General features: G+C 64.9%; 13 protein-coding genes. 7 read left to right on the top strand and 6 right to left on the bottom strand.

Annotation, left to right across the window (positions count from 1 at the left end):
• Positions 1-23: 23 nt before the first annotated feature.
• From JQ580_RS00345 to JQ580_RS00335, 3 genes are all read right to left on the bottom strand, one after another.
• A complete protein-coding gene (locus JQ580_RS00345; RefSeq protein WP_212277771.1) occupies positions 24-389 on the bottom strand; it encodes a nuclear transport factor 2 family protein in 366 nt (121 codons plus the stop codon).
• A gap of 152 nt (positions 390-541) precedes the next feature.
• Positions 542-892, bottom strand: coding sequence for a RidA family protein (locus tag JQ580_RS00340; protein WP_212277769.1), 351 nt, complete (start codon positions 890-892; stop codon positions 542-544).
• A 118-nt stretch (positions 893-1,010) separates the two neighbouring features.
• Positions 1,011-2,669 carry an FAD-binding dehydrogenase gene (locus tag JQ580_RS00335; RefSeq protein ID WP_212277767.1) on the bottom strand — a complete coding sequence of 553 codons (1,659 nt, stop codon included), beginning with the start codon at positions 2,667-2,669 and terminating at the stop codon, positions 1,011-1,013.
• Between the two features lie 262 nt (positions 2,670-2,931).
• On the opposite strand from JQ580_RS00335, the gene JQ580_RS00330 reads away from it, so the two are divergent.
• From JQ580_RS00330 to JQ580_RS00310, 5 genes are all read left to right on the top strand, one after another.
• The gene (locus JQ580_RS00330; protein WP_212277765.1) at positions 2,932-3,450 is read left to right on the top strand and encodes a hypothetical protein; all 519 of its coding nucleotides are present in this window, start codon (positions 2,932-2,934) and stop codon (positions 3,448-3,450) included.
• Positions 3,451-3,555: 105 nt separating this feature from the next.
• Positions 3,556-3,750, top strand: a complete 195-nt coding sequence (locus tag JQ580_RS00325) for a hypothetical protein (RefSeq protein ID WP_028140870.1) — start codon at positions 3,556-3,558, stop codon at positions 3,748-3,750.
• A 24-nt stretch (positions 3,751-3,774) separates the two neighbouring features.
• Positions 3,775-4,365, top strand: coding sequence for an SCO family protein (locus tag JQ580_RS00320; RefSeq protein ID WP_212277763.1), 591 nt, complete (start codon positions 3,775-3,777; stop codon positions 4,363-4,365).
• Positions 4,366-4,601: 236 nt separating this feature from the next.
• On the top strand, positions 4,602-5,552 hold the full coding sequence (locus tag JQ580_RS00315; protein ID WP_212277761.1) for a transporter substrate-binding domain-containing protein: 951 nt from the start codon (positions 4,602-4,604) through the stop codon (positions 5,550-5,552).
• A gap of 170 nt (positions 5,553-5,722) precedes the next feature.
• The gene (locus JQ580_RS00310) at positions 5,723-7,366 is read left to right on the top strand and encodes a lysine--tRNA ligase (protein WP_212277759.1); all 1,644 of its coding nucleotides are present in this window, start codon (positions 5,723-5,725) and stop codon (positions 7,364-7,366) included.
• 169 nt (positions 7,367-7,535) lie between these two features.
• Here JQ580_RS00310 and JQ580_RS00305 read toward each other — a convergent pair whose 3' ends face one another.
• Both JQ580_RS00305 and JQ580_RS00300 read right to left on the bottom strand, forming a co-directional pair.
• Positions 7,536-8,288, bottom strand: coding sequence for a carbonic anhydrase (locus JQ580_RS00305; protein WP_212277757.1), 753 nt, complete (start codon positions 8,286-8,288; stop codon positions 7,536-7,538).
• A gap of 120 nt (positions 8,289-8,408) precedes the next feature.
• A complete protein-coding gene (locus JQ580_RS00300) occupies positions 8,409-9,062 on the bottom strand; it encodes a S24 family peptidase (RefSeq protein ID WP_212277755.1) in 654 nt (217 codons plus the stop codon).
• A gap of 182 nt (positions 9,063-9,244) precedes the next feature.
• Between JQ580_RS00300 and JQ580_RS00295 the strand changes: the two genes are divergently transcribed.
• Positions 9,245-9,589, top strand: a complete 345-nt coding sequence (locus tag JQ580_RS00295) for a DUF952 domain-containing protein (protein ID WP_212277753.1) — start codon at positions 9,245-9,247, stop codon at positions 9,587-9,589.
• Complete coding sequence (locus tag JQ580_RS00290) at positions 9,586-10,683, top strand: quinone-dependent dihydroorotate dehydrogenase (RefSeq protein ID WP_212277751.1); 1,098 nt, start codon at positions 9,586-9,588, stop codon at positions 10,681-10,683. Before JQ580_RS00295 ends, JQ580_RS00290 begins: the two co-directional genes overlap by 4 nt.
• Positions 10,684-10,833: 150 nt before the next feature.
• Here JQ580_RS00290 and JQ580_RS00285 read toward each other — a convergent pair whose 3' ends face one another.
• On the bottom strand, positions 10,834-12,159 hold the full coding sequence (locus JQ580_RS00285; RefSeq protein ID WP_212277749.1) for an MATE family efflux transporter: 1,326 nt from the start codon (positions 12,157-12,159) through the stop codon (positions 10,834-10,836).
• Between the last annotated feature and the right edge of the window lie 2 nt (positions 12,160-12,161).

The raw sequence follows: 12,161 nt of genomic DNA, 5'->3' as shown, positions 1-12,161 counted from the left end.
CTGTACGAGGCGGGTCGGAGATCTCACGCCCCCGCCGGCACCTGATCCAGAAATCCTGTCACGCTTCTGATCCGGCCGTCCTTCAGCACGGCAAAATCAGTGCCCTTGATCGGGCTGTCGGCGCCGTCGGGACCAAGGCCCCAGGAAAAGCGGACGTGGTCGCCGTAGCCGTTGGGCTCGCCGATCAGCTTGAACCTGAAATCGGGAAAACGCTGCTGCACGCCTGAGATCAGCGCCTCGATGCCGTCGCGGCCGTCGCCCTTCATCAAGGGATCGACATAGCTCGCATCATTCGTCCAGCTCTCGCTCAGCAATTCGCGGCGGCGTCCGGCGGTGCGTTCGTTCCAGAGCTCGACGTAGCGTTGGGCGATGGTGATGGGGTCGGTCATGATGCTCTCCTTCGATGACGCCGTATTGGCTGCCGTCACTATCGAAGGTTCGGGAGCGCCGATCGATTACCCGAGAGGTCATCGTTACGCAAAAAAGAGAGCGCGATGACGTCGCCATCGCGCTCTCTTTGCATGTCCGTTGTTTTGCGAAATTACTTCGCAGCCGTGACCATGATCTCGACGGTGTATTGCGGCGCCGCCAGCTTGGCCTCGACGGTGGCGCGGGCGGGAGTATTGCCGGCCGACACCCAGGCGTCCCACACCGCGTTCATCTCGGCGAAGGTCTTCATGTCGGTGATGTAGATCGTGGCCGAAAGCAGCTTGGACTTGTCGGTGCCGGCCTTGGCGAGATGGCCGTCGATGGTCTTCAGGATGTCCTGGGTCTGCTTCGTCACGCTTTCGCCGGCCGCGTTGTTGGCGACGACGCCGGCGAGATAGACGGTGTTGCCGTGCACGACGACCTGGCTCATGCGCGGGCCGGTTTCGAAACGCTGAATGCTCATTGGTAGCTCCTCACTGGAATGGCGCCCCTGTCTAGCCCAGCGCCTCACGCCCTGCCACCCCGGCGGTGCATGCGTCGCTGGCAACGCATGCGCGGCTTACCGAAGCGGGCCGAACAATTCAGCCCACCGCCTTGGCGGCGGACCGGCCCGCATTGCGACCCGAGAACAGGCAGCCGCCGAGAAAGGTGCCCTCCAGCGAGCGATAGCCGTGCACGCCGCCGCCGCCGAAGCCGGCGGCTTCGCCGACCGCATAGAGCCCGGGAATGACACTGCCCTCGCTGCCGAACACACGGGACTCGAGATCGGTCTCGAAGCCGCCCAGCGTCTTGCGGGTGAGGATGTTGAGCTTGACCGCGATCAGCGGCCCCTGCGCGGAATCCAGGATCCGGTGCGGGGAGGCCGTGCGGATCAACCTGTCGCCGATATAGCGGCGCGCATTGTGGATGTTCATGACCTGCGCATCCTTGACGTAGGGGTTGGCGATCTCGCGATCGCGCGCCTCGATCTGCATCCTGATGTGCTCGAGCTTGAGGAGGTCGCTGCCGGCAAGCTTGTTCATGGCCGCGACGAGGTCCTCGATCTTGTCGCGCACGATGAAATCGACACCATGGCTTTTGAATGCTTCGACCGGCGCCGGCGCCCCCTTGTTGGTGGCGCGCCGCAAGGTCATGCGCCAGCTCTTGCCGGTCAGGTCGGGGTTCTGCTCCGAGCCCGACAGCGCAAACTCCTTCTTGATGATGCTCTGGGTCAGGATGAACCAGGAATAATCATAGCCGGTCGACATGATGTATTTGAGCTGGCCGAGCGTGTCCGAGCCCGGGAACAGCGGCGCCGGCAATCGCGTGCCCGTGGCATCGAACCACATCGAGGAGGGGCCGGGCAGGATGCGGATGCCGTGGCGCGGCCAGATCGGATTCCAGTTCTGGATGCCCTCGACATAATGCCACATGCGATCGCGATTGATCAGCCGCGCACCTGACGTCTCGGTGATGCCGATCATGCGGCCATCGACATGTTCGGGCACGCCCGAGATCATGAATTTCGGCGGCTCACCCAGCCGCTTCGGCCAATTCTGCCGGACCAGCTCGTGATTGCCGCCGATGCCACCGGACGCCACGATTACCGCCTGCGCCTTCAGCGCAAATTCGCCGACGACATTGCGCGAGGTGCTCTTGCCGCGCTCGATCGGATCGGGCGCAAGGACGGCACCGCTGACGCCATCTACCGTGCCGTTGGTGATGGAGAGCGCATCGACGCGGTGACGGAACCTGAAGACCAACCGGCCGCTCTTCACGGCCTCGCGCGCCCGGCGCTCGAACGGCTCGACGATGCCGGGGCCGGTGCCCCAGGTGACGTGAAAGCGCGGCACCGAATTGCCGTGGCCCATCGCGTCATAGCCGCCGCGTTCGGCCCAGCCGACCACCGGAAAGAAGCGATGACCCATCGCCCGCAGCCAGGCGCGCTTTTCGCCGGCCGCGAACGCCACATAGGCCTCGGCCCATTGCCGCGGCCAGAAATCCTCGTCGCGGTCGAAGCCGGCGGCACCGATCCAGTCCTGCATGGCCAAGTCGAAGGAATCCTTGATGCCGAGCCGGCGCTGCTCCGGCGAATCGACCAGGAACAATCCGCCGAACGACCAGAACGCCTGGCCGCCGATCGACTGCTCGCCTTCCTGGTCGACCACGATGACGCGCTTGCCTGCGTCGGCGATCTCGGTTGCGGCGACCAGTCCCGACAGGCCGGCGCCGACGACGATGACGTCGGTCTCTTCAGCCATTTGTATCCCCCTCCATGAAATCCCCTGTATTTGCCCGGATTGAAGCCAGCGGTTGTAACTGAGATCAAGGGTTTGGCGCGTAAGACATCATTAACTTGTTCCACTTTGGGATAGGGGCCCGCCAAGTGCAGCACCGCCGCAACACTGGATTTGAATTTGTTTTGAGCGAGCCGGTCCGCCTAGACAAAACCTCGGTTACGACGGACGCTAGCCGCGCATCATCACCTGACACGCAGATTCGAATTCGACTGGGGCGGGGACAATGAAGTTTCTGACGGGGTTGCTGGCGGCAGTTCTCCTCATCGCATGCATGGGGGCTTCTCACGCGGTGGTTCGAATCGCGGATGACCGCGGTGGCCGGATCGGAACCTACGTCGACAAATACCAGGACCTCAGGCAGTCGGGCGACACCGTCATCATCGATGGCCTCTGCGCTTCGGCCTGCACCATCGTCCTCGGCGCCATTCCCCATGATCGCATCTGCGTGACCTCGAGCGCGACGCTCGGCTTCCACGCCGCCTGGGATTTCGGCAGCAACGGCCGCGCCGTCACCAACACCGAAGCGACCCAGATGCTCTATATGATGTATCCTTCGCAGGTGAAGCGTTGGATCAACCAGCGCGGCGGCCTCACTCCGCATATGCTGTTCCTGAAGGGCAAGCAGCTCCAGGCCATGTACAAGCCCTGCTACCTGGACGCGCAGGCCTCGGCCATCAAGCCGTCGCGCCGGTCGCTTCCGCAATCGGACCGGATCGATTCCGCGCGGGGCCAGCTGCGCTGACCTTCTCTGCCTGACCGACCGCCGGCCCGCCAGCGGCGCCTTGCCCGCAGGCGGGCTAAGGCTTATTTGAGGTTGGGAACCGGGGCCTTCGCCCCGATCGTTGTCATGGCTCAACCGCTGCACCCATCGCATCCGCTACAGGACAATTCGCCCACTGCCGGCCGCACGCCGTTCGTGCTGCTGTTGGCGGGCGCGGGGATCGGCGGCTTGCTGGTGCTCGGCGCGCTGGCGCTGTGGTTCCACTACGGCACGCAGATGTTCTTCGAAATGATCAGGACCGGCTTCGCCGCCTGCTTCTGATCGGCCACAGGAAGTTTTCCGCTCATGAGTTCCGCCACCCGTCCGCTGGTGATCGCGACCGCTTTCGCCGCAAGCCTCGTTGCCGGCCTCCTGATCATGTTCTGGGCCATGGGCGGGGTCAGCAAGGTGGCGCAGCCGGCCGCGATCGGCGGCCCGTTCCAGCTGACCGACCAGAACGGCAAGGCGGTCACCGACAAAAGCCTCAAGGGCAAGCCCACCCTGATCTTCTTCGGCTACACCCATTGCCCCGACGTCTGCCCGACCTCGCTGTTCGAGATCTCGGAAGTGCTGCGCGCGCTCGGCAAGGATGCCGACAAGGTCAATGCCGTCTTCATCTCGGTTGATCCCGAACGCGACACGCCGGCGACCATGAAGGACTATCTGTCGAGCTTCGACCCGCACCTCGAAGGCCTCAGCGGCGATCCCGCCGAGACCGCCAAGGTCATCACCTCCTACCGGGTCTACGCCAAGAAGGTCCCGACCAAGGACGGCGACTACACCATGGACCACACCGCGCTGATCTACCTGATGGACCGCGACGGCCGCTTCGTCTCCCCGTTCAATCTGAAGCGGACACCGGACGAGGCGGCGGCGGATTTGAAGAAGTATCTTTGAGGGCTGATCGAGCCGCGAACGCCGCTGCAACCTCTCCCGCTTGCGGGGGAGGTCGACGCGCGGAAGCGCGCGGCGGGTGGGGGCTTATCCATTTAGGGGCTCGGAAACACCCTCTCCCCGACCCTCCCCTGCAAGCGGGGGAGGGAGCGCACCGTCACCACATTCCGCCCTCGCGTTCCCGGCGGGATGGTCTATAACGCCCTCCGTTCCCAATGATATCAGTTCATTTCCGGCCGATGGCTCCATCGCAACAGGCGAAATCGTCCAAATCGGCCCGTAGCTTGCTGACGGGGCTGGCGGTCGGTGCCTGCCTGCTCGCAGGCTTGCCCGACGCCGAGGCCCAGACCCCGGCCAAGCAGCCGCCTCCCCCGTCGGCGCCCCAGGCGACGCCGCAAGCCGCACCCCGAGCCGCGCAGGCCGCCCCGCAGGCCGTGCCGGGCTTCTGGGATCCGCGGCGGCGGCCGGAGCGGCCGGACCTGTCGCGCCTGACCGTGATCCGCTTCCTGACCGAGACCGACTATCCGCCGTTCAATTTCACCGGCGCCGACGGCAACCCGGCCGGCTTCAACGTCGATCTCGCACGCAGCCTGTGCGAGGAGATCAAGGTTACCTGCACGGTGCAGATGCGCCGCTTCGAGACCCTGGTGGACGCGCTCTCCTCCAACCGCGGCGACGCCATCATCGCCTCGATGGCGGCGAGCCCGCAGCTGCGCGCCCGCGTCGACTTCACCGATCCTTATTACCGGGTGCCGGCGCGCTTCGTCTCGCGCAAGGACGCGGTGATGCCGGAGATCCGGCCCGAATATCTCGAGGGCAAGAAGGTCGGCGTGATCGCCGGCTCCGCGCACGAGGCCTATCTCAAGGCGATGTTCACCGACGCCGAGTTGCACCCCTATCCCAACGACGACGCGCTCCGCACCGCTTTGCGCAAGGGCGAGGTCGATTTCATCTTCGGTGATGCCATCTCGCTCGCGTTCTGGATCAACGGCACCGATTCCGGCGATTGCTGCGCCTTCTCAGGTGGTCCCTTCGTCGAGAGCCGTTTCTTCGGCGAAGGCATCGGCATCGCCGTGCGCAAGGGCAACGACGTGCTGCGCCAGGCCCTGAACTGGGCCCTGTTCAGAGTCTGGGAAAAAGGCCGCTACACCGATCTGTGGCTGCGCTATTTCTCGGTGAGCCCGTTCTAGCCATCGGTCGTCATTCCGAGGTACGCGAAGCGTGAGCCCGGAATCCATAACCACCAGTCGGGAGTATGGCTTCCGGGCTCGCGCCCAGTGGCGCGCCCCGGAATGACAATTAAGACCGTTTTTGCATTCTGCCCGGAAATCGCTATTTTCCGCGGCCCGGAGGCCCCTTGATGTCCGTTATCGATCCCAACATGAGCCCGAGCGATTTGCGTGCGCTCGCCGAACAATCCAACGCCTGGCCGTTCGAGCAGGCCAAGGCCATCGTCGCGCGGCTGAAGAAAAGCCCGAAGGACGAGGTGCTGTTCGAGACCGGCTACGGACCGTCAGGCCTGCCGCATATCGGCACGTTCGGCGAGGTCGCGCGCACCTCGATGGTGCGCCATGCCTTCCGCGTGCTGACCGAGGACAAGATCAAGACGCGCCTGCTCGCGTTCTCCGACGACATGGACGGGTTTCGAAAGGTCCCGGACAACGTGCCGAACAAGGAGATGCTGGCCGCGCATCTCGGCAAGCCGCTGACGCGGGTGCCGGACCCGTTCTCCAACGAGTATCCCTCCTTCGGCGCGCACAACAACGCGCGGCTGCGCGCATTTCTGGATCATTTCGGCTTCGACTACGAGTTCGCGAGCTCGACCGACTATTACACGTCAGGCCGCTTCGACGCGACGCTGCTCAAGATGCTCGCCGTCTACGACAAGGTGATGGCGATCATCCTGCCGACGCTGGGGCCCGATCGCCGCGCCACCTATTCGCCGTTCCTGCCGATCAGCAAGACCACCGGCGTCGTGCTGCAGGTGCCGATGATCCGCCGCGACGTCGCGGCCGGCACGGTGACCTATCTCGACCCCGACACCAACCAGGAAGTCGAAACGCCGGTCACCGGCGGCAACGTCAAGTGTCAGTGGAAGGCCGATTGGGCGATGCGCTGGGTCGCGCTCGGCGTCGACTACGAAATGGCCGGCAAGGATCTGATCGACTCCGTGAAGCTCTCCGGCGCGATCGCGAAGGCGCTCGGCAGCACGCCGCCGGAAGGTTTTAACTACGAGCTCTTCCTCGACGAGAAGGGCCAGAAGATCTCGAAGTCGAAGGGCAACGGCCTCACCATCGACGAATGGCTGCGCTATGCCTCGCCGGAATCGCTGTCGCTGTTCATGTATCGCGAACCGAAGGCGGCCAAGCGGCTGTTTTTCGACGTCATCCCACGCCAGGTCGACGACTATCAGCAATTCATTGATGGCTTTCCCAAGCAGGACGACAAGCAGCAGCTCGGCAATCCGGTCTGGCACATCCACAACGGCAAGCCGCCGCAGGGCGACATGCCCGTCACCTTCCAGCTGCTGCTGACGCTGGTGTCATCGTCGAACGCGGAGAACGCCGAGACGCTGTGGGGTTTCATCGGCCGCTATCGTCCGGGCGTGAACCCGCAGACGCATCCGAAGCTCGATGCAATGGTCGGCTACGCCATCAATTATTACCGCGACTTCGTCGCGCCGACGAAGCAGTTTCGAGAACCGACCGAGGTTGAGCGCGCCGCGCTGCAGGATCTGCGCGATGCGCTATCGCAGCTGTCGCAGGACGCAACGCCAGAGGACATCCAGAACGTCGTCTACGAGATCGGCCGCCGCGAGCCGTTCCTCGACCAGATCAAGAAGGGCAAGGACGGCCGTCCCGGCGTCACGCTGGACTGGTTCAACATGCTCTACCAGGTGCTGCTCGGCCAGGAGAAGGGCCCGCGCTTCGGCTCCTTCGTCGCGGTGTACGGCGTGCAGAATGCGGTCAACATGATCGACGGCGCGCTGGCAAGGAGCGCTTGAGGCTCACTCCCGATGTCATCGTCCGCCTTGTGCGCATTTGCGCACTGGGGCGGACGATCCAGTATTTCAGAGGTCGTGGTCATGGAATCGAGACGCCGCGGCGTCCTGGATTCCCCGCCTTCGCGGGAATGACATCGAACCAGGTCGCGACGTCCCGGAGTGACGCCGCTCAGATCGACTTCAGCACGTAGCGCCTGTTGTCCTTCTGCACCGGACGCGCGTTCATAGGATAGAGCTTTGCGAACGCGGCGACGTCGGCGGCCGACACCTGGATCGGTGTGGTCAGCAGCAGCCATTCGACCACTTCCGAACAGGGCGGCGTCGTCAGCGAACCGGGATAGCGGAAGTAGCTGAGTTTCGTTGGCAGCATGGCGTACGGATCGATGCCCGCATCCGCTTTCACCGCGGCACCTTCCGCTGCCGGCATGGTCTTGACGATCCTGCCGAAAGCCGGATTCGGCCTGCCCTCGGCCATCAGCACACCGACCACGGCGAGGCCGCCGGCTTCGTTGCGATGGACGAAATGCGCCTCCATCGGGAAATTCTTGCCGCCGATCTGGTGCTCGCTCGGGCGGTGGAAGTGCACCTGAAGAAGCTTGTACTTGACGTCGCCGAGCATCAACGTGCTGCCTTCGGCGAAGTTGAGCTGGATCGTGTGCCCGTTGTTGACGATGGTGTCGGCGCTCTTGCCCCAGTTCAGCCTCAGGACCGGCAATTGCGACTTGATCGTCCCCTCGATGTCGATCGGCGATTGCTGCAGGCCGATCGCGCAGGCCTTGTTGGCCGCATCGAGATCGCCCCATTTGGCCGGGCCGCCGACGCCCTCATAGCCCCAATGCGCGCCCTCGGCGGCGAAGCTCGGCTTGCACACCGGACAGAGCGCAAGACCGGCGAGAGCCTTCAGAGCATGACGGCGATTCATCTTATTCCCCTGCGATAAATTTGATCGACAATGCGAGGGGAACCTAGGCGACAGCAGCGCTGAGTCGCAAGTTCCATGGCAAGATGCTGCGGAGGTGCCATGATCCGGAAGCTGACGCGATTACTGGCTTGCCCAGACGATGCGTGCGATCCAGCCAATGTCGCCCGTCACGATCGTGCGCGCGGCCTGCGCCGCCTCGAGCGGCTGCAAGTCCAGCGCCCCGGCCGTGCGGCGCTTCAACGTCGCGACGAGCATCTCACCTTTCCTGGTCTTCACCACCACCCGATCCCCTTTGCGAATCGGCGTGCCGGGCGAGACAAGGATGATGTCGCCGCTGCGATACACAGGCGCGAGCGCATCACCGGAAATCTCCAGCGCAAAGCCGTGGCCGTCGTCTGCGATGGGCAGCGCGGTCTCGGTCCAGCCCTTGCCCGAGGGAAGGCCCGCCTCGTCGAAAGCGCCGCTTGCACCGGCCATCGCGAGGCCGAGCAGCGGGACCGAGCGGCTGTCAGCTGCGTCCTCGTCGATCAGCCGTGCAAAGCTCCCGAACGAGGAGTCGGCCGCGGCCAGCGCCTTTGCGATCGATTCGGTCGAGGGCCAGCGCTCGCGGCCGTCGGATGTGACGCGCTTGGACCTGTTGAAGGTGGTGGGATCGAGACCGGCACGCTTGGCAAGGCCGGACGGTGACAGACCGGCGCGCGCTGCCAGCCGATCCAGGGCGATCCAGATACGGTCGTGCGTCAGCATCCTCTGCGCTTTGGCCTGCCTGACCATGCAAGGTCCAGCCCGTCGCCACTCAGGAAAACTGTCCTCAAATCAACCGGTTTTCCGTTTTCTGCGCAAGGGGCGCCAGGCAAGCCTTGAGTTCGGGAGGTGTGGCCTTTACGGTCGCGGCCGGGCTTTTAACACCCGCAAGAGACGAAAAAACCCAAGAGACTCAAAGGGCTCCGCAAGCGGTGGTCAAGATCTACAAAATCTGTCCGGCATCGGCCTGGCGCGAGGCGGAACGGCAGGGCGTGTACCGGGGCAGCGCGGACGATGCGCGCGACGGTTTCATCCATTTCTCGACCGCCGCCCAGGTTCCCGAGACCTTGCGCAAGCATTATTTCGGACAGCGCGCGCTGTTCCTGATCGAGGTCGACGGCGACGCGCTCGGCGGCGAATTGCGCTGGGAGCGCTCGCGCAATGACGAGCTGTTTCCCCATCTCTACGGCGAACTCGACTTCGGCGCAGTGCTGTCGGTGACGAACATCAACGTCCGCTCCGACGGCAGCCACGACACTCCGGAGCTGTTGCCGTGATCCGCGCTTTCGACGCCTTTTCGCTGCCGGTGCTGCGCTGGCTCGATCCGGAAGACGCCCATCGTCTCGCGATCCAGGGCCTGCGCTTCCTGCCGCCGGTCAAGCCACGCGCTGACGATCCGAAGCTCGCGGTGCGCGCCTTCGGGCTCAACTTTCCCAATCCGATCGGCATGGCCGCGGGCTTCGACAAGAGCGCCGAGGTACCGGATGCCCTGCTGCGGCTCGGCTTCGGCTTCGTCGAGATTGGCTCGGTGACGCCGAAGCCGCAGGCCGGCAATCCGCGGCCGCGGCTATTCCGTCTGGAGCGCGACGAGGCCGTCATCAACCGCATGGGCTTCAACAATGACGGCGCGGAAGTCGCCTTGCGCCGGCTTGCCGCACGCGCGCAACACGGCGGCATCGTCGGCGTCAATGTCGGCGCCAACAAGGATTCCCCCGACCGCGTCGCCGATTACGTCAAGCTGATCGAGACCTTTGCGCCGGTCGCGAGCTATTTCACTGTCAACGTCTCCTCGCCGAACACGCCGGGCCTGCGCAACCTGCAGGAAGGCGCCCTGCTCGACGATCTCCTCGCGCGGGTGATCGACGCCCGCGAGCGTGTCAGGCAGAAGGCCGGCGACACGCCGGTGCTGCTCAAGATCGCGCCGGATCTAAGCCTCGCCCAGCTCGACGATGTCGTGCAGGTGGCGCGCTCGCGCCGGGTCGACGGCATGATCGTGTCGAACACGACGATCGCGCGGCCGAGCACGCTGCGGGAGGAGACGCGCGCCAGGGAGCAAGGCGGCCTGTCCGGCCGGCCACTGTTCCGCCTGTCGACGCGGATGGTCGCCGAAACCTATGTGCGCGTCGAGGGCGCGTTCCCGCTGATCGGCGTCGGCGGCGTGGATTCGGGCGGTGCCGCGCTGACCAAGATCCGCGCCGGTGCGAGCCTGATCCAGCTCTATTCGTCCCTGATCTACAAGGGCCTCGGCCTCGTCGACGAGATCAAGCGCGACCTCACCTCGACGCTGCTGCGGACGGGACGGGACTCGCTGTCCGAGATCGTCGGCGCCGATGCCGCGACGCTCACCGCGGAAGACTGGCCGGGGATGTGAGACGCTCTCGTTCCCAGGACGCCGCACAACGCGCCGTCTGCGGCGTGGTGCGCTGGAGAGCCGGGATCCATGTGGCAGCGAGTTCGAGAAGAGAGGGGCGCGGCTCTGCGCAGCAGCGTTTGACGCTGCGGCGCGTCCGGGACACCGGAGCTACGGCTTGGCAAACGTCGCCCTGAACTGCGCGGGATACCTCGCCGCCTGCAGTCCGCCGCGCGAGAGGTAGGAGGCCATCAGCGCGCACCAAAGCCCGGCATTGCCGAGCGATTGCAGCGCCCACCAGGCGGCGAAGAAGATCACCAGCGAAGCCAGCATCAGATTGCGCATCTCGCGCGCCCAGGTCGCGCCGATATAGATGCCGTCGAAGCCGAAAGCGAACACGCCGGGAATGGGTGCGAGCACGACGAACGGCAGGAATTCGCGCGCGGCACGGCGGACGTCGTCACTCGCCGTCATGACATCGATCAGGGCCGACCCGAACACCGCGAACAGTCCCGACACGATCAGCGCGAAACCAAGGCCCCACAGCAGCACCAGTCGGGTCGAATCCGAAAAGCCTTTTGCATCGCGCGCGCCAACGGCGCGGCCGCAGAGCTGCTGCGCGGCGTTGGCGAGGCCGTCGAGGAAGAAAGCGCTGACCAGCAGGAAGTTGTTGAGCACGGAGTTGGCGGCCAGCGTGACGTCGCCGGCCTGCGCGCCCTTTGCAGTAAAGAACAGGAACACGGCGATCAGCGCCGCGGTGCGGATCAGGATGTCGGTGTTCACCGCCAGCAACCGCAACAGCTTGTCGCGATCGAAGAGGGTCGCGTAGGGCACGGCGAAGCCGCCATCGGCATAATGCCGGCAGACCAGCACGCCGAGGGCGAAGCCGACCGCTTCGGACAGCAGCGCGGCGAGCGCGGCACCGGCAATGCCGGTGTCGTAGACCAGCACCAGCAGGATCGTCGCCGCCATGTTGACGAGGTTGATGACGACCTGAAGCAACAACGCCGAATTGGCGCGGGCCTGGCCGATCAGCCAGCCGAGGATGACGTAATTGGCAAGCGCGAACGGCGACGACCAGATCCGGATCTTGAAGTAGGTCTTCGCCGCCCGCGTCACACCCTCGCTGCCGCCCATGAGATCGAACAGCACGGCAGCCAGCGGCAGTTGCAGCAGAATCAGCGCCGCGCCGATCAGGCCGGCAACGATGAAGCCGCGCGCCAGGATCGCGCTCGGCTCGCGCGTGTCGCCCGCGCCCAGCGATTGCGCGGTGAAAGCGAGCGTGCTCATGCGCAGGAAGCCGAACAGCCAGAACAGGCAATCGAAGATCACCGAGGCCATAGCGACGCCGCCGAGCAGCGCGGCATCGTCGAGCCGCCCGATCGCCGTGGTCGAGACAATGCCGATCAGCGGCGTGGTCAGGTTCGCGACCATCGCCGGGCCGGCAATGGCGAACACTTGACGGGTGCCGACTTTGGGATGGACGGGCGCGTGCATGG

The organism is Bradyrhizobium sp. SZCCT0148 (assembly GCF_018129985.1).
In the GTDB taxonomy this organism is placed as follows: Bacteria; Pseudomonadota; Alphaproteobacteria; order Rhizobiales; family Xanthobacteraceae; genus Bradyrhizobium; species Bradyrhizobium japonicum_H.
This window is presented reverse-complemented; position numbering and strand designations above follow the sequence as displayed.

Excerpts from the sequence above, each read along its gene's own strand:
- JQ580_RS00285 (WP_212277749.1), bottom strand. The coding sequence starts at position 12,159 with ATGCACGCGCCCGTCCATCCCAAAGTCGGCACCCGTCAAGTGTTCGCC.
- JQ580_RS00305 (WP_212277757.1), bottom strand. The coding sequence starts at position 8,288 with ATGAATCGCCGTCATGCTCTGAAGGCTCTCGCCGGTCTTGCGCTCTGT.
- JQ580_RS00330 (WP_212277765.1), top strand. The coding sequence starts at position 2,932 with ATGAAGTTTCTGACGGGGTTGCTGGCGGCAGTTCTCCTCATCGCATGC.
- JQ580_RS00325 (WP_028140870.1), top strand. The coding sequence starts at position 3,556 with ATGGCTCAACCGCTGCACCCATCGCATCCGCTACAGGACAATTCGCCC.
- JQ580_RS00300 (WP_212277755.1), bottom strand. The coding sequence starts at position 9,062 with ATGGTCAGGCAGGCCAAAGCGCAGAGGATGCTGACGCACGACCGTATC.
- JQ580_RS00345 (WP_212277771.1), bottom strand. The coding sequence starts at position 389 with ATGACCGACCCCATCACCATCGCCCAACGCTACGTCGAGCTCTGGAAC.
- JQ580_RS00320 (WP_212277763.1), top strand. The coding sequence starts at position 3,775 with ATGAGTTCCGCCACCCGTCCGCTGGTGATCGCGACCGCTTTCGCCGCA.
- JQ580_RS00340 (WP_212277769.1), bottom strand. The coding sequence starts at position 892 with ATGAGCATTCAGCGTTTCGAAACCGGCCCGCGCATGAGCCAGGTCGTC.
- JQ580_RS00335 (WP_212277767.1), bottom strand. The coding sequence starts at position 2,669 with ATGGCTGAAGAGACCGACGTCATCGTCGTCGGCGCCGGCCTGTCGGGA.
- JQ580_RS00315 (WP_212277761.1), top strand. The coding sequence starts at position 4,602 with ATGGCTCCATCGCAACAGGCGAAATCGTCCAAATCGGCCCGTAGCTTG.
- JQ580_RS00310 (WP_212277759.1), top strand. The coding sequence starts at position 5,723 with ATGTCCGTTATCGATCCCAACATGAGCCCGAGCGATTTGCGTGCGCTC.